Annotated in this window: 20 protein-coding genes; 13 read left to right on the top strand and 7 right to left on the bottom strand. The window is 69.5% G+C overall.

Annotation, left to right across the window (positions count from 1 at the left end):
- The first annotated feature begins 92 nt into the window (after nt 1–92).
- The 7 genes from U2P90_RS12780 (at nt 93) to U2P90_RS12750 (ending at nt 7,397) form a co-directional block, all read left to right on the top strand.
- The gene (locus U2P90_RS12780; RefSeq protein ID WP_322472420.1) at nt 93–1,532 is read left to right on the top strand and encodes an anthranilate synthase component I family protein; all 1,440 of its coding nucleotides are present in this window, start codon (nt 93–95) and stop codon (nt 1,530–1,532) included.
- An 8-nt stretch (nt 1,533–1,540) separates the two neighbouring features.
- Nucleotides 1,541–1,921, top strand: a complete 381-nt coding sequence (locus tag U2P90_RS12775) for a tautomerase family protein (RefSeq protein WP_322472419.1) — start codon at nt 1,541–1,543, stop codon at nt 1,919–1,921.
- Nucleotides 1,918–2,526 carry an anthranilate synthase component II gene (locus tag U2P90_RS12770; RefSeq protein WP_322472418.1) on the top strand — a complete coding sequence of 203 codons (609 nt, stop codon included), beginning with the start codon at nt 1,918–1,920 and terminating at the stop codon, nt 2,524–2,526. Before U2P90_RS12775 ends, U2P90_RS12770 begins: the two co-directional genes overlap by 4 nt.
- On the top strand, nt 2,523–3,530 hold the full coding sequence (gene trpD, locus U2P90_RS12765) for an anthranilate phosphoribosyltransferase (RefSeq protein WP_322472417.1): 1,008 nt from the start codon (nt 2,523–2,525) through the stop codon (nt 3,528–3,530). The genes U2P90_RS12770 and trpD overlap by 4 nt, the downstream gene beginning before the upstream one ends.
- A 95-nt stretch (nt 3,531–3,625) precedes the next feature.
- A complete protein-coding gene (locus U2P90_RS12760; protein WP_322472416.1) occupies nt 3,626–4,135 on the top strand; it encodes a (2Fe-2S)-binding protein in 510 nt (169 codons plus the stop codon).
- Complete coding sequence (locus tag U2P90_RS12755) at nt 4,132–5,124, top strand: FAD binding domain-containing protein (protein WP_322472415.1); 993 nt, start codon at nt 4,132–4,134, stop codon at nt 5,122–5,124. The genes U2P90_RS12760 and U2P90_RS12755 overlap by 4 nt, the downstream gene beginning before the upstream one ends.
- Complete coding sequence (locus U2P90_RS12750; protein ID WP_322472414.1) at nt 5,121–7,397, top strand: xanthine dehydrogenase family protein molybdopterin-binding subunit; 2,277 nt, start codon at nt 5,121–5,123, stop codon at nt 7,395–7,397. Before U2P90_RS12755 ends, U2P90_RS12750 begins: the two co-directional genes overlap by 4 nt.
- Nucleotides 7,398–7,400: 3 nt before the next feature.
- Here the strand turns inward: U2P90_RS12750 and U2P90_RS12745 are convergent, their stop codons facing one another.
- From U2P90_RS12745 to U2P90_RS12730, 4 genes are read right to left on the bottom strand one after another with little or no spacing between them, the layout of a single operon-like run.
- Nucleotides 7,401–7,796, bottom strand: a complete 396-nt coding sequence (locus tag U2P90_RS12745) for a DUF6915 family protein (RefSeq protein ID WP_322472413.1) — start codon at nt 7,794–7,796, stop codon at nt 7,401–7,403.
- 1 nt (nt 7,797) lies between these two features.
- Entirely contained in the window at nt 7,798–8,400 is a 603-nt protein-coding gene (locus U2P90_RS12740; protein WP_322472412.1) for a hypothetical protein, read from the bottom strand.
- 44 nt (nt 8,401–8,444) lie between these two features.
- Nucleotides 8,445–8,897, bottom strand: coding sequence for a DinB family protein (locus U2P90_RS12735; RefSeq protein WP_322472411.1), 453 nt, complete (start codon nt 8,895–8,897; stop codon nt 8,445–8,447).
- A gap of 22 nt (nt 8,898–8,919) precedes the next feature.
- Nucleotides 8,920–9,564, bottom strand: coding sequence for a hypothetical protein (locus U2P90_RS12730; RefSeq protein WP_295820323.1), 645 nt, complete (start codon nt 9,562–9,564; stop codon nt 8,920–8,922).
- Nucleotides 9,565–9,707: 143 nt separating this feature from the next.
- On the opposite strand from U2P90_RS12730, the gene U2P90_RS12725 reads away from it, so the two are divergent.
- Nucleotides 9,708–9,890, top strand: coding sequence for a hypothetical protein (locus U2P90_RS12725; RefSeq protein ID WP_322472410.1), 183 nt, complete (start codon nt 9,708–9,710; stop codon nt 9,888–9,890).
- A 63-nt stretch (nt 9,891–9,953) separates the two neighbouring features.
- Here U2P90_RS12725 and U2P90_RS12720 read toward each other — a convergent pair whose 3' ends face one another.
- The gene (locus tag U2P90_RS12720) at nt 9,954–10,415 is read right to left on the bottom strand and encodes an Lrp/AsnC family transcriptional regulator (protein WP_295820326.1); all 462 of its coding nucleotides are present in this window, start codon (nt 10,413–10,415) and stop codon (nt 9,954–9,956) included.
- A 159-nt stretch (nt 10,416–10,574) separates the two neighbouring features.
- Here U2P90_RS12720 and ablA point away from each other — a divergent pair, with 159 nt between their 5' ends.
- The 5 genes from ablA to U2P90_RS12695 are packed head-to-tail and all read left to right on the top strand — an operon-like array spanning nt 10,575 to nt 14,583.
- On the top strand, nt 10,575–12,002 hold the full coding sequence (ablA, locus tag U2P90_RS12715) for a lysine 2,3-aminomutase (RefSeq protein ID WP_322472409.1): 1,428 nt from the start codon (nt 10,575–10,577) through the stop codon (nt 12,000–12,002).
- 15 nt (nt 12,003–12,017) lie between these two features.
- The gene (locus U2P90_RS12710) at nt 12,018–12,383 is read left to right on the top strand and encodes a hypothetical protein (RefSeq protein WP_322472408.1); all 366 of its coding nucleotides are present in this window, start codon (nt 12,018–12,020) and stop codon (nt 12,381–12,383) included.
- Between the two features lie 10 nt (nt 12,384–12,393).
- A complete protein-coding gene (locus tag U2P90_RS12705) occupies nt 12,394–13,755 on the top strand; it encodes an acetyl ornithine aminotransferase family protein (RefSeq protein ID WP_322472407.1) in 1,362 nt (453 codons plus the stop codon).
- 55 nt (nt 13,756–13,810) lie between these two features.
- Nucleotides 13,811–13,996, top strand: coding sequence for a hypothetical protein (locus tag U2P90_RS12700; protein WP_322472406.1), 186 nt, complete (start codon nt 13,811–13,813; stop codon nt 13,994–13,996).
- The gene (locus U2P90_RS12695; protein ID WP_322472405.1) at nt 13,993–14,583 is read left to right on the top strand and encodes a hypothetical protein; all 591 of its coding nucleotides are present in this window, start codon (nt 13,993–13,995) and stop codon (nt 14,581–14,583) included. Before U2P90_RS12700 ends, U2P90_RS12695 begins: the two co-directional genes overlap by 4 nt.
- An 81-nt stretch (nt 14,584–14,664) precedes the next feature.
- Here U2P90_RS12695 and U2P90_RS12690 read toward each other — a convergent pair whose 3' ends face one another.
- Both U2P90_RS12690 and U2P90_RS12685 read right to left on the bottom strand, forming a co-directional pair.
- The gene (locus U2P90_RS12690; protein ID WP_322472404.1) at nt 14,665–15,507 is read right to left on the bottom strand and encodes a prephenate dehydratase; all 843 of its coding nucleotides are present in this window, start codon (nt 15,505–15,507) and stop codon (nt 14,665–14,667) included.
- A 155-nt stretch (nt 15,508–15,662) separates the two neighbouring features.
- The gene (locus U2P90_RS12685) at nt 15,663–17,015 is read right to left on the bottom strand and encodes an FAD-dependent oxidoreductase (RefSeq protein ID WP_322472403.1); all 1,353 of its coding nucleotides are present in this window, start codon (nt 17,013–17,015) and stop codon (nt 15,663–15,665) included.
- Nucleotides 17,016–17,031 lie beyond the last annotated feature (16 nt).

Genomic DNA, 17,031 nt, shown 5'->3' with positions numbered 1-17,031 from the left:
GCCTGGGTGTAACGCGCCGTCCTCCGAATGATCGCGCCCAGGTGGAAGTCCTCCACCGGGCGTTTTTCCTGTTCCCCCGACCCAGGAGCCGCATGACCCAGTCCGCCCCACCCGCCGACCCGCCCGTGCGCCCGGTTCATCTGGCCGCCACCGAACTGAACGCCGACCTGGACACCCCGGTCACGGCCTACCTGAAAGCCGCGCAGGGCGAGGAGGTCAGCTTCCTGCTCGAGAGCGTCGTGGCCGGCGAGACCCAGGGCCGATATTCCTTCATCGGTGTGGGGGCCCAGGGAACCTTCGAATACCACGCCGGGGTGGTGCGCAGCACTGGCGTCTTCGGGACGTACGACGGCCCGGAGGCCGATCCGCTGGCCCGCCTGTACTCGGTCACGACCCGGCCCGCCGAGGTGCCCGCCGGTCTGCCTGCCTTCGTGGGCGGCGCGGTCGGCTACGCGGCCTACGACATCGTGCGGGCGTACGAACAGCTCCCGGACGGCAACCCGGACGAGCTGCGTGTTCCCGATGCGTGCTTCATCTCGCCGCGCGGCATGGTCGTCTTCGACCACCTGAAGCACCGCCTGATCGCCGTGGCGACTGCCGAGGATCCCGCCGCCGCCCACGCCGAGGTCGACGCCCTGGTCGCCCGGCTGCGCGGGCCGCTGCTGGAGGTGCCGGGCCAGCAGCCGGTCGCCGCGCCGCAGTTCACCAGCAATTTCACGCCGCAGGGCTATCAGGACGCGGTGGAGCGGGCGCTGGAGTACATCCGGGCGGGCGACATCTTCCAGGTGGTGCCGGCCCAGCGCTTCAGCGCCGATCTGGGAGAAGTGCAGCCCTTCGCGCTGTACCGGGCACTGCGCCGTGTGAATCCCAGTCCCCACCTGGGCTACCTGCAGCTGGGGCCGGTCACGCTGGTCGCCAGCAGCCCCGAGAGCCTGCTGGCCAGTGACGGCCACACGGTGACCACCCGGCCGATTGCCGGCACCCGTCCACGCGGCGCGACGCCCGCCCAGGACGAGGCCCTCGCCGCCGAACTGCTGGCCGACGAGAAGGAACGGGCCGAGCACCTGATGCTGGTCGACCTGGGCCGCAACGACCTCGGGAAGGTCAGCGCCTACGGCAGCGTGCGCGTCCGGGATGCCTTCACCATCGAGCGCTACAGCCACGTGATGCATATCGTGTCCAGCGTGACCGGCACCCTCCGCGACGGCCAGACGCCGCTGCACGCACTGGCCAGTGTGCAGCCGATGGGCACGGTGAGCGGCGCGCCGAAGATCCGCGCCATGCAGATCATCGACGAACTGGAACCCGTGCGGCGTGGCCCCTACGGCGGCAGCTTCGGGTACATCGCGCTGGACGGCAGCATGGATATGGCGCTCACCCTGCGAACCATGGTGATCGCCCACGGACGGGTGCACATCCAGGCGGGTGCGGGTGTCGTCGCCGACAGCAATCCCGCCAGTGAGGAACTCGAGACACGCACCAAGGCCGCCGCCCTGATGCGGGCGGTGGAACTCGCTGCCGGGGGCCTGTAATGGGCCACGTGAAGATCTACGGCCACGCCGAGTTTCTCGCGTCGCGCCGCCAGCAGATCTCGGACGCGATCCACCGCGCCACCGTGCAGGAACTGCGGTTTCCCGAGGACAAGCGCTACCACCGGTTCATCGGTCTGGCCGCGGACGACTTCATCCACCCGGACGACCGCAGTGGCGCGTACATCGTGGTTGAGATCCACCTCTTCAGCGGCCGCAGCGAGCGGACGCTGCGGGCGTACCTGCTGGCCCTCCAGGCGGCGCTGGAGGACTACGCTGGGATCGCCCCGAACGATCTGGAGATCATCCTGCTGGAGACCCCGCCGGCCCACTGGAGCATCCGTGGGCAGACCGGCAACGAACTGCAACTCCCCTACGAGGTGAACCGGTGAGCGCCCCCCGCATCCTCCTGATCGACAACTACGACTCGTTCACGTACAACCTCGTGCAGTACCTGGGCGAGCTGGGCGCAGACCTGACCGTGTGGCGCAACGACGCCTTCACCCTGGACGACGTGCGTGAGCTGAACCCCGACGCGATCGTGGTGTCGCCCGGCCCGTGCACGCCGCTGGAGGCCGGACTGAGCGTGGACGTGATCCGCGATCTGGGGCCGCAGTACCCGACGCTGGGCGTGTGCCTGGGCCACCAGAGCATCGGGCAGGCGTACGGGGCCACCGTGGGCCGTGCCCTGCAGCCGGTGCACGGCAAGACCAGCCCGGTGCGCCACGACGGCACTGGCCTGTTCGCGGGCCTGCCGGGGGGCGTGACCGTCACCCGGTATCACTCGCTGGTCGTGCGCGACCTGCCCCCGGAACTGGTCGCCACCGCGTGGACGACCGATCCCGGCGAGGAGATCGTGATGGCGCTGCGCCACCGCGACCACCCGGTCTTCGGGGTGCAGTTCCACCCCGAGAGCATCGCCACCGAGCACGGCATGGACATGCTCCGCAACTTCCTGGCCGAGGTGCAAGCCTTCCGGCGTCCGGTGCCCGCATGATGCACGCCCGCCTGATGAACGGCGAACAGCTGTCGCAGCACGAGGCCGCCGCCTTCATGCGCGAGGTCATGACCGGCGAGATGAGCAGCGTGCGGCTGGCGGCGGCGCTCGCCGCTCTGCGCGTGCGTGGGGAGACCGCCGAGGAGATCGCGGGCTTCGCCCAGGCCATGCGCGAGAACGCCGTGCCGGTGAAGGTTCGGCCCCGCCCGGTGCTGCTGGATGTGGTCGGCACCGGCGGAGACGGTGCCCACACCTTCAACATCTCCACCACGACCGCCTTCGTGGTCGCGGGGGCGGGGGTGCCGGTCGCCAAACACGGGAACCGCGCCGCGAGCAGCCGCGCCGGCAGCGCCGACGTCCTGGAGGCCCTGGGTGTGAACCTCGACGCCGCTCCCGAGGTCGTGGCGGACGCCGTCGACACCCTGGGCATCGGCTTCATGTTCGCCCGCAACTACCACCCGGCCCTGCGGCACGCGGCGGCCGTGCGCTCGGATCTGGCGTCGCGCACGGTGTTCAACATCCTGGGGCCGCTGAGCAACCCCGCCGGGGCCACCCACCTCGTGGTCGGCGTGTTCCGGCCCGACCTGACCCGCACCCTGGCCGAGGTGCTCTCGCTGCTGGGTGCGGGCGGAGCCACGGTCGTGTACGGCGACGGCCTGGACGAGTTCAGCGTCTCCGGTGTGAACACCGTGTCCGGCCTGCGCGACGGCGTGATCATCGACCGCCAGCTCCACCCCGAGGAGGCCGGCGTGGGTCTGCACCCGCGCGAGGCCATCGTGGGCGGCACCGCCGCCGAGAACGCCGAGATCACCCGGTCGCTGCTCACCGGCGGCGGCACCCCGGCCCAGCAGGACATCGTCGCGCTGAACGCCGGGGCAGCCCTGCGTACGGGGGGCGTCGTGGGCTCCATCCGCGAGGGGGTCGAGCAGGCCCGCGAGGTCATGCGCGGCGGGCAGGGCTGGGACGTCCTGCAGCGCTACGCCGCGCATACCCGCCGGGGGTGACCCGCCGCGTGGCAGCGCTGCCTTAAGGCGACCACAAGCCGCACTGGATCAGGTGTTTCCTCCTTCCCCGTAGCCTGGAGGGTGGAGGAACAGCCATGACGGACACCAAGGCGCGGCCCGGCACCGACCGGGCGCTGAGCTTCACGGTCAACGGGCACGAACGCACGCTGGACATCCCCGTTCAGGCCACCCTGCTGGACGTTCTGCGGGAGAGACTGCACCTGACCGGCACCAAGAAGGGCTGCGACCACGGGCAGTGCGGCGCGTGTACCGTCTTCGTCGACGGCGAGACGCAGCTGAGCTGTCTGACCCTGGGCCTGTCCTGCGAGGGCCGGGCGGTCACCACCATCGAGGGGCTGGCCGCGGCGGGTGAGCTGCACCCCATGCAGGCGGCGTTCATCGAGCACGACGCCTTCCAGTGCGGGTACTGCACGCCGGGCCAGATCATGAGCGCCGTCGCGTGTGTCGGGAAGGCCCAGGCCGGCGACCCGGACGCGATCCGCGAGTTCATGAGCGGCAACCTGTGCCGCTGCGCCGCGTATCCGCAGATCGTGGCGGCAGTGCAGGATGTGGCCGGACAGGCGGTCACGGGAGGCCCGAGATGAGGCCCTTCGAGTACGCCCGCGTGACCGACGTGGCCGGCGCTGTCGGGCAGCCCGGCCGCTTCCTGGCCGGCGGCACCACCCTGATCGACCTGATGAAGCTGGACGTGGAACGTCCCGCACACGTGACGGACATCTCGGCCCTGCCGCTGACCGACCTCGTGGAGCACCATGGGGGCGTGCGGATCGGCGCGCTGGCGACGATGGCACAGGTGGCCGAGCACGTGCTGATCACGTCCCGGTATCCGGCCCTGAGCAACGCCCTGCTGGCGGGCGCGTCGCAGCAGATCCGCAACATGGCGAGCATGGGCGGCAACGTCATGCAGCGCACCCGCTGCCCGTATTTCCGAGACACGGCGTTCCAGGCGTGCAACAAGCGCGAGCCGGGCTCGGGCTGCGGCGCGATCCAGGGGCACCACCGCAAGCAGGCGATCCTGGGCACGTCGGAGGCCTGTATCGCCCTGCACGCCTCGGACGCCTCGGTGGCGCTGGTGGCGTACGACGCGGTGCTGACCCTCCAGGGGCCAGACGGCGAACGTGAGGTCGCCCTGCGGGACTTCAATCTGCTGCCCGGCGACACGCCCCACCTCGAACATGACCTGCGGGAGGGTGAACTGATCACGGCACTCACCCTGCCCGCGCCGATCGCCGGGCACGGCGTGTACCTCAAGGTTCGCGACCGCGAGAGCTACGAGTTCGCCCTGAGCTCCTGCGCTGCCGTGCTGGACGTGCAGGACGGCGTGGTGAGGGCCGCCCGGGTGGCCCTGGGTGGGGTGGGCACGAAGCCCTGGCGCTCGCCCGAGGCCGAGGCTGCCCTGACCGGCCAGCCCGCCACCCGCGAGACCTTCGAGGCCGCCGCCCACGCCGCGCTGGCCGGAGCCGAGCCGCTGCCCCAGAACGCCTTCAAGGTGCCGCTGACCGCGCGGGTCATCGTCCGGGCGCTGCTGGCGGCCCAGGCCGGCGAGAGCGCCGACGGAAAGGGGATCGCATGACCGTCACGGATCAGCAGACCTATGTCGGCCGCCGCTTCGACCGCGTGGACGGCCCCGCCAAGGTGCGTGGCGAGGCGACGTTTGCCGCCGAGCACGCTATCGAGAACCTCGCGCACGCTGTCCTGATCAGCGCCACTGTCCCGCACGGAACGATCACGACCATCCGCACGGCCGCCGCGAAGGACGTGCCCGGCGTGCTGGACGTGTACAGCTGCCGCACACCCGGCTGGACCCTGAAGGACGTGAAGGGCTACCCGAAAGGCCCGGCCGGTACCGGCATCCTGCCGTTCCAGTCGCCCGAGATCTCGTACCGGGGCGAACCGGTGGCGCTGGTGGTGGCCGACACGCTGGAGGCCGCGAAGCACGCCGCGCTGCTCGTCGAGATCGAGTACGAGGAGCGCGTGCACCGCGCCACCCTGGACGAGGCGCTGGAGTCGGGCCCGGCATCCGACCGCAAGACGCCGAAGGCCCTCCAGCACTCGCGTGGCGACGCAGCGAAGGTGCTCAAGACCGCCGATGTGATCGAGCGCGCCTACGCCACGCCCACGCACCACCACAATCCCATGGAGATGCATGCCGTCATCGCCGCGTGGGACGGCGACGAGCGGGTCACCATCTACGAGCCGACCCAGTGGATGCAGTCCGCGCAGGGCACCCTGGCGGCCACGCTGGGCCTGGAGCCGGACAACGTGCATGTCATCAGCCCCTATGTGGGTGGCGGCTTCGGGAACAAGGCCACGACGTGGCCCCACCTGCTGGTCACGGTGCTGGCTGCCCGCACCCTGAAGCGCCCGGTCAAGCTCGTGCTGACCCGCGCACAGATGTTTGCTGCCGTCGGGTACCGTGCCGCCACCCGCAGCGCGTACCGCGTGGCGCTGAAGGGCGGCCGGGTCGCCGCGATGGATCTGCACGCCCACACGCAGACTGGCCCTGTAGACCTGTTTCCCGAGCAGGTGGGCACGGTGCCGAAGATGCTGTACGCCAACGGGAACATGGACTTCACCCAGACGCTGGTGCGCACGAACGCTGGCCCCAACATCATGATGCGGGCCCCGGGCGAGGCGAGCGGCAGCTTCGGTCTGGAAGTCCTGATGGATGAACTGGCCGAGGCGGCAGGCACCGATCCCGTGGAGTTCCGCCGCCAGCACCACGCCGATACCGACCCCGAGAGCGGTCTGCCGTATTCCAGCAAGCACCTGCTGGAGTGTTATGACCGCGCCGCCGACGCCTTCGGGTGGTCGAGGCGCACGCCGCAGCCCGGCAGCATGCGGGACGGCGACACGCTGATCGGCTGGGGCATGGCGACCGCCGTGTACCCCGTGTATTCCAGTGCGGCCACCGCCCGCGCCCGCCTGTGTGCGGACGGCCGGGTGGAGATCGAGGCGGGATCGCATGACATCGGCACCGGCACGTATACGATCCTGGCTGGTATCGCCGCCGACGCGCTGGGGGTCGGGGTCGGTCAGGTCAGCGTGAAGCTGGGCGACAGCCGACTGCCCAAGAACGGCTACAGCGGCGGATCCCGCACGGCCGGCAGCGTGGGCAGCGCGGTGCTGGCCGCCGCGCAGGGTCTGCGGGCCGAACTCACCGAACGCGCCGTGAACGACTCCGACAGTCCGCTGCACGGCGTGTCCCCCAGCGAGATCCGGGCCGCTGACGGGCGCCTGTACGCTGGCCGGGCCTCCGACACCCTGACCGACATCCTGCGGCGCAGCGGGAAGGATCAGCACGAGACGTACCGCGAGATCGTCCCCAGTGGGGGCGGCCAGAAGGAACTCGATGCCCTGAAGAAGGGCGAGGACGGCAGTGTGGAGGCGGTCACCGACACCCACGCCCGCTACTCCTTCGGCGCGGTGTTCGTCGAGGTGCGCGTCGATCCGGACTTCATGACCCCGCGCGTGTCACGGATCGTGGGCGCCTTCGACATCGGGCAGGTGCTGAACGCGAAGACGGCCGAGAGCCAGTTGACTGGCGGCCTGATCTGGGGCGTGTCCGCCGCCCTGCACGAACACGGTGAGACGGATCCGGCCACCGGTCTGCTGCTGAACAGCAACCTCGCCGAATATCACATTCCAGTGAACGCCGATATCGGCGAGGTCACGGCAATCGCCCTGGAGGGCCATCCGGATTATCACACCAGTGCGCTCGGCGCACGGGGGGCGGGAGAACTCGGGATCGTGGGAACGCCGGCCGCCATCGCCAACGCGATCTACCATGCGACCGGCAAACGGATCCGCAGCACGCCCATCACTGTGGACAAACTGCTGGACTGACCGTCAGCCGTGATCCGTGGGGGAGGGGGCCGCCGGGTCGTCCTCCCCCTGATTGTCCTGACGGCTCAGGGCTGCCGCGTTCCGCAGCATCCAGCCCTGCAGGGGCAGCCCCTCCAGCCAGTCCTGCACGCTCGGGATGCGCCCCAGGTCTTCCAGGACATGCTGCTCTCCGATCAGGCGCGTGGGCACGTGTCGGCCGTCACTGGCGCGTTTCAGGGTCGGCCCGAAGAACTGCTCGCACAGGAAGATCCCGAAACTGCTGTGCAGCACGGCACGGTGCCGGGCGTCGGCCCAGTGGCCCTTGGTCTGGTCGAACCAGCCGTGGACGGCCAGGTAGTCGTCGGGCACGCCCCCGAAGCGGCGGGCACTGCTCTGCGCGTGGTGCCAGGGGTGCGCCATGTCAGAGCGGCAACCCGGTGGCGTAGCGCCGCCCGAACAGCTGGGTCACGCGGTTCAGCCGCTGCACCGCCGGATCGTCGCTGTCCTCGATCACCTGACGGGGCACGTCCAGCTCGGTGCCGGCGTCGTCCTCGTGATCCAGGGTCAGGTCGATGGGCGGCCGGCCGGGCGTCAGGGCCAGCAGGGACTTGGCCAGGGCGATCTCGAAGGCGGGCACCTGCGTGTCGATGACATGGAACAGGGTCAGCCCGGTGTGATCCAGCAGGTCACCGAGCTGGTCGTCGGTCAGCCACGTCGGCAGGGGTTGCTGCCGGCTCTGGAACCCCCGGTAGGCCTCCCGCACCGCCGGATCGAACTGTCCCGGTGTGTCCAGCAGCGCCGTCAGGGCCAGATCGGCACGCTCATCGACCTCCAGATCGTCGAAGTCCGCGCCCCGCATGGCCTGGATGGTCAGGCGGCGGGCGGCGGCCTCGGCCTCGTCCCGGGAGTCGTACAGGCCCGCTGGATTGACACCGTCCAGGGTCAGCGTGTGGTCGTCATACCACTCGTCGTTGAACTGCGCGAGTCTGTGGATCAGCAGATAGGCCGGACGCAGCTCGCTCATGCCCGTATATTATGTTACTGGCGTAATTGCGACAAGGGCAGGGTTCACCCCAGTGCCGTCAGCCGCCGGTGGTAGTTCATCTGTCCCAGGTGCCAGTTCAGGTGCCCATGCAGGTGGATCAGGAAGAATCCCGTGGTCATGCCGTCCGGGAAGCCTGGAAGTTGCCGGGCGTTCACCTCGTCCAGGCGGAGCGGTTCCAGCCGGCCCAGCGTGTCGTGGACGACTGCTGTCACGCGCTCCAGACCCGCGATCAGCTCAGCACGCGGCACGTCCCGCCGGGCGAACTCGGCCGGCCGGTCGCGCTCGTACGGCACGCCGCCCAGCTCCAGCCCGATGAACTGCGACAGATTCCCGATCAGGTGCAGCGCCAGATTTCCTGCCGGATTGATGATGTCGCCCTGCACCCGCCACAGCGAGGCTTCATCGGGGTACGCCTCCAGCTCGCGGATCACTGCGGCAAGGTCGCGGGCGTACAGGTCCTGGAGGTCGGCAAGCATGACCCACGATACGGCAGACCCGTCAGTCGACCTTGCGGGCCAGCGCGAGGTGCACGGTGGTGCGTGGCAGTTCCGGCCGGTCACGGATGATCCGCGCCGCGTACCGGTTGAAGACCCCTTCCAGTTCGCTGCGAAGATCAGCCAGCGTCGCGGCGTCGAAGCGGGCCGTCATCCAGAGGTTCAGCGCGTTGCCCTCGGGCACCAGCACCTCCTGTCCGATCTGCTCGACCGGGATCTCCTGCTGGGTCACCAGCCGGTTCTGATACAGCCAGATGCGGATCGCCCACCGGGACGCGACCTCGTCGGTATCGTGAATCACGGCCTCGCGCAGGGACGCCCACATGGGGCCATAGGTGCGGTCGACGATCTCCTCGGCCGCGTAGCCGCCCGCCGGGAGCAGCACGAACTCTGCCGCTGTCACGCGGTAGAGCTGGCCTGGCGAGCGGCTGCCACGCACGGGTGTGGCCTCGCCGACCCCTTCCAGGATGCCCGCCTGCACGTACCGGCCAACCCAGTACGCCATCTGGTTCGCCTTCACGCCCCGGTGCGCGGCGGCCTGGGCGACCGTGTGGGGTGCCAGGAAGAAGGGCAACAGGTTCAGGGTCCGCTGGTGGTCGAGCAGCAGCCCGATCACGGCCGGGTTCTCGATGATCAGGCGTTCACGCACGGTGGGATCACGGTAGCAGGCATTCAGGCACCGTTCACTCAAAACGCCGCCTGGGTTTTGAGCGTCCCCGAATCTACAGTTCTCTTCAGAAGGACGGCCCCGCCGCGCGCCGCGCACCGTCCCCACCACCGGGAGGCACCACCATGAAGACCGTGACCACGTCCGCCCTGATCGCCCTTGTCGTGATCGCCACCATGGCCAGCCCGGCGAGCGCCGCCACCGGGATCCTCATGGGTGACCGCACGGTGTCCACCACGCGTGACGGCCTGCTCGTGAGCGACCGCGCCGCAGCGGTCACCCGTGACGGTCTGCTGATGTCCGACTGATCCGGTGTTCCGTGCCACGGCCGGCCCCCGGATGAAGATTCCGGGGGCCGGCCGTGTGTCATCTCACCCCGGCGGGAGCAGCAGTTTTCCTTCCAGCGGGGTGCTCAGGACGATGCTGGTGTCGCACGTGAAGCCCATGGCGATCAGGTCGGTGAGCATGGCCTCCAGCGCGCCCACGTCGGGCACGGCGACCTTCAGGATGCAGGAGTTGTCGCCGGTCACGCTGTGGCATTCCAGTACGCCGTCGTGCCTGGTGGCCCAGCGCACCAGCGTGGGGTCGTTGCGCCCGCTGTCCTGCACGCCGATGAACGCCGTGATGGTGCGGCCCAGAGGCTTGCTCGCCACGCGCACGCCGTAGCCGAGGATCACGCCGGCGTCTTCCAGGCGGCGCACGCGTTCGGTCACGGCCGGGGCGCTCAGGCCCACACGCCGGCCGAGTTCGCGCATGCTCAGGCGGGAGTCCGTCTGAAGTTCCTTCAGGATGCGGTGGTCGAGGGGATCAAGGCTGCCGCCGGTCTGTCGCACCCAGCCATCTTAGCATTTGCAAGGTCTACGGTGGCGTTTGCGAGGTTCGCGTGCGCCAGATCTGGCACGCGAAGGGCAGTCTGCTCATTCAAATCGGGGGTGGCCGGCCCGGACAATGGGGCAACACACGTTCAGATGCTCAGGCGCACCGGAGGCCCCATGACCCGATCCACCCTGCACCCCCAGGCGACCACCCGGTCGCAACAGATGCTCCCCCGCAACCACCGGGCTCCGAAATGGGCCGATGTCCCCGACGAGCAGTGGTACGACTGGAAGTGGCAGCTGAAAAACCGCATCAACAGCGTGCCCGAACTGGAAGAAGTCATCCGCCTGACCGACAGCGAGCGTCAGGGGGCCAGTGCCGAGGGCATCTTCCGCCTCGACATCACGCCGTACTTCGCGTCCCTGATGGACGCCGACGACCCCACGTGCCCGATCCGCCGGCAGGTCATCCCCACGCACCACGAGCTGGAGAGCTTCACCAGCATGATGGAGGACTCCCTGGCGGAGGATAAGCACAGCCCCGTGCCCGGCCTCGTGCACCGCTACCCCGACCGGGTGCTGATGCTCGTCACGACCCAGTGCGCCAGCTACTGCCGCTACTGCACCCGCAGCCGCATCGTCGGCGACCCCACCGAGACCTTCAACCCCGCCGAGTACGAGGCCCAGCTGAACTACCTGCGGAACACGCCCCAGGTGCGCGACGTGCTCCTCAGCGGCGGCGATCCGCTGACCCTCGCGCCGAAAGTCCTGGGCCGCCTGCTGGCGGAACTGCGCAAGATCGAACACATCGAGATCATCCGCATCGGCACGCGCGTGCCCGTGTTCATGCCCATGCGCGTGACCCAGGAACTCTGCGACGTGCTCAGCGAGAACCACCCCGTGTGGATGAACATCCACGTCAACCACCCGCGCGAGATCACCCCGGAAGTCGCCGACGCCTGCGACCGCCTGACCCGCGCCGGCGTGCCCCTCGGCAACCAGAGCGTGCTGCTGCGCGGCATCAACGACCACCCGGTCATCATGCAGAAGCTCGTGCGGGAACTCGTCAAGATCCGCGTGCGCCCGTACTACATCTACCAGTGCGACCTCGTCCACGGGGCCGGGCACCTGCGCACCACCGTGTCCAAGGGCCTGGAGATCATGGAGAGCCTGCGCGGCCACACCAGCGGCTACTCCGTGCCCACCTATGTGGTGGACGCGCCCGGCGGCGGCGGCAAGATCCCCGTCGCGCCCAACTACGTCCTCTCGCACAGCCCCGAAAAACTCATCCTGCGCAATTTCGAGGGCTACATCGCCGCGTACAGCGAACCCACCGACTACACCGGCCCCGACATGGCCGTGCCCACCGAGTGGCAGCGCCGCGAACCCGGCCAGAGCGGCATCTACGGCCTGATGGAAGGCGAGCGCATCTCCATCGAGCCCAAGGAATTCAGCGAGAGCCGCAACCGCCCCGGCGCGACCAAGCACCGCCTGAACAGCCGCGAGGACAAATGGGCCGCGCACGGCATCGGAACGGATGCTGGAGTGACCGACACCGCGCCGGACGGGATGGTGCAGGAGCCGGTGGTGGTAAGCGGGGATTGAGCGAGAATCGGAGACATGGGTGCTTTCGACGTTCTCGTCGTGTCGCAAAAGTGCGATCAGTGCGGCATTGTCACGGACTTCCGATACCAGTTCAAGTACGGCACCCCTTGGCAGAAGCAATATGTTCTCGGCGACAGAGTTGATTGGGAAGGCAATCCAAATCGTTGGAATGGCCAACCCATGCCCGGCCTCATCGCTGTCGATGCAGAGCGAGAAGCGTGTCCCAACTGCCAGTGCGAATATGAATTCAGCATTGTGTACATCGACGATGGAATGTTTATCGGAGCCGGACGCAACGGCGGACGATTCAACTTTGGCAATGATGATTACGCACTGCCAATCGGACAGTACGCCCGGCTAACCGTTGAAGACACAAAGTAAGGAGCTTCCTATGACCACCCTTCCCAAACCCCGTCAGCCTGAACTCAAAACCGCTCTACCCGGCCCCAAAACGGCCGCGATCATGGAGCGCGATTCACAGCACCTCTCCACGTCGTACATGCGGCCCTACCCGTTCGTGCCGGATCACGGCGAGGGCGTGTGGCTCACCGACGTAGATGGGAATACCATGCTGGATTTCTTCGCGGGCATCGCGGTGTCCACGACCGGGCACGCGCACCCGCATGTGGTGCGGGCGGTGCAGGAGCAGGTCACGAAATTTACGCACGTGTGCCTGACCGACTACCCGCAGGAGATCACGACCAGCCTCGCCGAGCGCATGGTGAAGCACGTCGAGAAACCCGGTGAGAAGTGGCGCGTGTTCTTCGGGAACAGCGGCGCGGAGGCGGTCGAGGCGGCGGTCAAGCTGGCCCGCAACCATACCGGGCGGTCGCACATCATCAGCACCATCGGGTCGTTCCACGGGCGCACGTACGGGGCGATCACGCTGACGGGCAGCAAGACGAAGTACAAGCGGGGCTTCGGGCCGCTGCTGCCGAACGTGTCGCACGTGCCGTACCCGAACCCGTTCCGTCCGCCGCTGGGCGCGACGGCCGAGACGTGCGGGCAGGCCGTGATCGACCACATCGAGGGGCTGTTCCAGACGATCATCCCGGCGGACGAGGTCGCGGCCATCATCATCGAGCCGATGCAGGGCGAGGGCGGGTACATCGTGCCGCCGGCCGACTTCCTGCCGAAACTGCGGGCGCTGTGCGACCGGCACGGCATCATGCTGATCTTCGATGAGGTGCAGGCGGGCATGGGCCGCACGGGGAAGATGTACTCGTTCCAGCACTCGGACGTGCAGCCGGACATGATCACCGTGGCGAAGGGCATCGCGTCCGGGATGCCGATCTCGGCCATGCTGGCGAAGGAGAGCGTCATGACGTGGCCGGTCGGGTCGCACGGCAGCACGTACGGCGGGAATCCCGTGGCGGCGGCGGCGGCGCACGCGACCCTGGATCTGCTGGAGGGCGTGGTGAAGCACCCCGGCTGCGGGGCGAGCCTGATGGACAACGCGGCGGAGGTGGGCGCGTACCTCATGGCCGAGCTAAGGAGCATGCAGGCGGAGTTCCCGTTCATCGGGGACGTGCGCGGCGAGGGGCTGTTCATCGGCATCGAGTTCGTGACGCCGGACGGCCGTCCCGACGGGAAGCTGCGGGACGCGGCGAGCATGGCGATGTTCGGGCGCGGCCTGCTGAACCTCGACTGCGGCGAGGCCGTGATCCGCATCTCCCCGCCCCTGATCCTGACGCGCGAGGAGGCTGCGACTGGGCTTGCACTCATGCGGGAGGCGCTGCGGAGCCTGAGCTGAGGGCGGCGTCAACTTTTTCTTGACAGCAAGTCGAGTGTCAATGTAAAGTTGACACATGGAAAACAAGAGCGACCGGCCCACTGCCATCCGCCGCCCCGCCGCCGGCATGACCGTCCTGCTGGCCGCGATCCTCGCGTTCTACACGACCCAGATCGACAGCGTGTGGCGCTACCCGCTCGGCATCGTGGCGATCATCCTGGTGGTCGTCGCGATCCGGAACCTGCGCCGCGGCGGGCAGTGACCGCCGAATCGGCCCTCGACGAGCGGCTCTCCGACGCCATCGGCGCGTCCATGCCCGGCCTCTCGGAACGGCTTGCGCACGACCCCCAGGCGCACCTCGACGTGATCCGGCAGGTGGCCGCCGCCCGCGACCACGTGGACAGCCTGCTGCAGTCGTCCGTGGGCGCGGCCCGCAGCGCCGGGCACTCGTGGGAGGCGATCGGCAGCACCCTGGGCATGACCCGGCAGGCCGCGCAGCAACGCTTCGGGAAGGGCACTCCGGAGTCCGGCAGTGCTGCAGCGGCCCAGCCCGAGACGCGCCGCCTGACCCTCCTGACCTCGCTGAACGAGATGGACATCCTGAACCGCGCCGGGCGGTACGGGTGGCACTCGGTGGGCTTTGGGCCGCTGTACCACACCGTGCAGCGCGACACGGTGCAGTGGGAGCACCTGCGCGTCCTGGCCTTCGATCCCGGCCGGGCGGCCCTCACGGCGCAGGGCTGGCAGCAGGTGGGCAGCCTGTGGTTCCCGTGGGCGTACTACGCCCGCCCAACCGGTGAACCCGCCCTGGACGGCCCCGGCGAGGGCCTGGAGTTCGCCGCGCGCTGAACGTCATCGCTCGAATGTCCACCCTCGAAGTGGGCGCACGTCCAGACGATCTGCCGTGCGCCCGCTTCAGGTCGTCCACCCCTACCCGACCGTGCCCGTCGCCATCGGGTACGAGCCGATGATCTTCGCGTAGCTCGCCTTGCGCAGCACGCCGGCCAGCGCCTGCGCCACCTGCGGGTCGCGGGCGTCGCCCTCGATGTCCACGTACATCAGGTAACTCCACGCGCGGTCGCGGCGGGGGCGGCTCTCGATGCGGCTCAGGTTCAGGCCGCGCAGCTCGTTCAGCGTCTCGACCAGGAATCCCGGCGTGTGGCGTACGGCGAAGACCAGGCTGGTCTTGTGCGGCGCGTCGCTCGGGGCGGGCTCGTGGCGGTTGAGGATCATGAAGCGCGTGAAGTTGAACGGCTCGTCCTCGATGTTGCTCGCCAGGACATTCAGGCCGTACAGCTCGGCTGCGCGGCGGCTGGCGATGGCTGCCAGATCGCGCTCGCCGCTCGCCGCGAGGTTCTTGGCGCTGCCGGCCGTGTCGTGTGCGGCGACCGGCTGCCACCCGTGTTTGCGGATCAGGGCGGTGCACTGATCCAGGGCGGGCTGCTGGCTGGCCACCCGGCGCACGTCCTCCAGCGCCACGCCGGGCAGCGCCATCAGGCAGTGGGCGACGCGCACGACCACCTCGCCGGTCACATGCAGATCGGTCTCGCTGAGCAGGTCGATGGCCTGGTGGATCGCGCCCATCAGCGAGTTCTCGACCGGCAGCACGCCGTGCGCGGCCTCGCCGGACTCGACGGCCTGCGCGACCTCGTGGAAGGTCGGGTAGCCGCGGGTTTCGGTCGCGCCGGGCACGGCGTTCAGGGCGGCGATCTCGCCGTACGATCCGGGGTTGCCCTGGTACGCGACGGTCAGTTCTGGGGCCGGCGTGGTCATGCCCGCAAGGCTACCGCAGGGCGCGGGCGGCGGGCCGCGCCGCGGGTAGACAGTCTCGCCAGGCCGGAGCTGCGCGCCCCCGGAGCCGACGGTGAGCAGATTGGAGGCGCATGCGTCGGTGCCGGTCGGGGCGGTGCTCGGAGTCGCGACCTGGTTCAGCCCGCCCGGAGTTCGCGGTGCAGGCGGTCGGCGGCGACGAGCAGCACGTCCCACACGCTGGAGAACGGCGGGGCGTACGACAGGTCGGAGTCGAACAGATCCTGCACGGTGGCGCGCTGCTGGAGGAAGGCCGCGACGACATCCACCCGCTTGGCTGAGTGGTGGTTGTGCGCGACGATCTGCGTGCCGAGCAGCCGCCCGGTGCCCCTCTCGGCGGTGAGGCGCACGTGGATGGGCCGCGCGTCGGCGTAGTAGCTGGCGTGGTCGGTGCTGCTCACGTCCACCGAGTGGGCCTTCAGGCCCAGCGCGTCGGCGTCGGCCTGGGTGAGGCCGGTGCGGGCCACGCCGAGCTCGAACACCTTGAAGATGCCGGTGCCGAGGATGCCGGGAAAGGTCGCGTCGCCGCCCGCCATGTTCACGCCGGCCACGCGGCCCATGCGGTTGGCGGTCAGACCCAGCGGGATGTGCGCCTTACGCCGGGTGACGCGGTGGGTGGCCTCGGTGTTGTCGCCGGCGGCGTAGATGCCGTCCACGGTGGTCTCCTGCCGGGCGTTCACGGCGACCGCGCCGGTCTTCCCGATCCGCGCGCCGGCCGCCTTCGCGAGTGCCACGTTCGGCTTCACGCCCACGGCGACGACCACCACGTCGGCGCGCACCCGTCCGTCGTCCGTCTGCACGCCGGTCACGCGGCCCCCCCGGCCGGTCAGGCCGGTCACGGTGGTGCCGCAGCGGACGTCCACCCCCTGCTGTTCCACGACCTCGCGCACCCGGCGCTGGAAGTCGTGGTCGAGGACGCGGCCCGCGATGTCCGGCCCCTTCTCCAGCATGACCACGCTCAGGCCGCGCGCCCGGAAGTTCTCCGCGAGCTCCAGCCCGATGTACCCGCCGCCGACGATGCACGCGCGCTTCGCTCCCTCCAGGCTCGCCTGGATGGCCTGCCCGTCCGGGATGTCCTTGAGCACGTGCACGCCGCCCAGATCCGTCACGGCCCACTCGGGGCGGACGGGGGAGACGCCGGTGGCGATCAGCAGGCGGTCGTAGGGTTCGGTGGTCGTGCGCCCGGCCGCGCCGTCCCGCACGGTCAGGGTGCGGGCGGCGGCGTCGATGCCGGTCACCTCGGTGTTCAGGTGCACGCCGATGCCGCGGGCGCGCATCTGCGCGGGCGTGCGCGCGACCAGCGACTCGAAGTCGTCCACGTCGCCGCCCAGCACGTACGGCAGCCCGCACGCGCCGTAGCTGACCCACTCGCCGCGGTCGAGCACCACGATCTCGGCGTCCTTGCTGAACCGTCTCGCCCGGCTGGCCGCACTCATCCCCGCGGCCACGCCGCCCACGATCACGATTCGCATGCTCCACCGTATCCCG

This window comes from Deinococcus sp. AB2017081, assembly GCF_034440735.1.
Classification (GTDB): Bacteria; Deinococcota; Deinococci; order Deinococcales; family Deinococcaceae; genus Deinococcus; species Deinococcus rufus.
The sequence above is the reverse complement of the archived record's forward strand: the minus strand, read 5'-3'. Positions and strand labels throughout refer to the sequence as shown.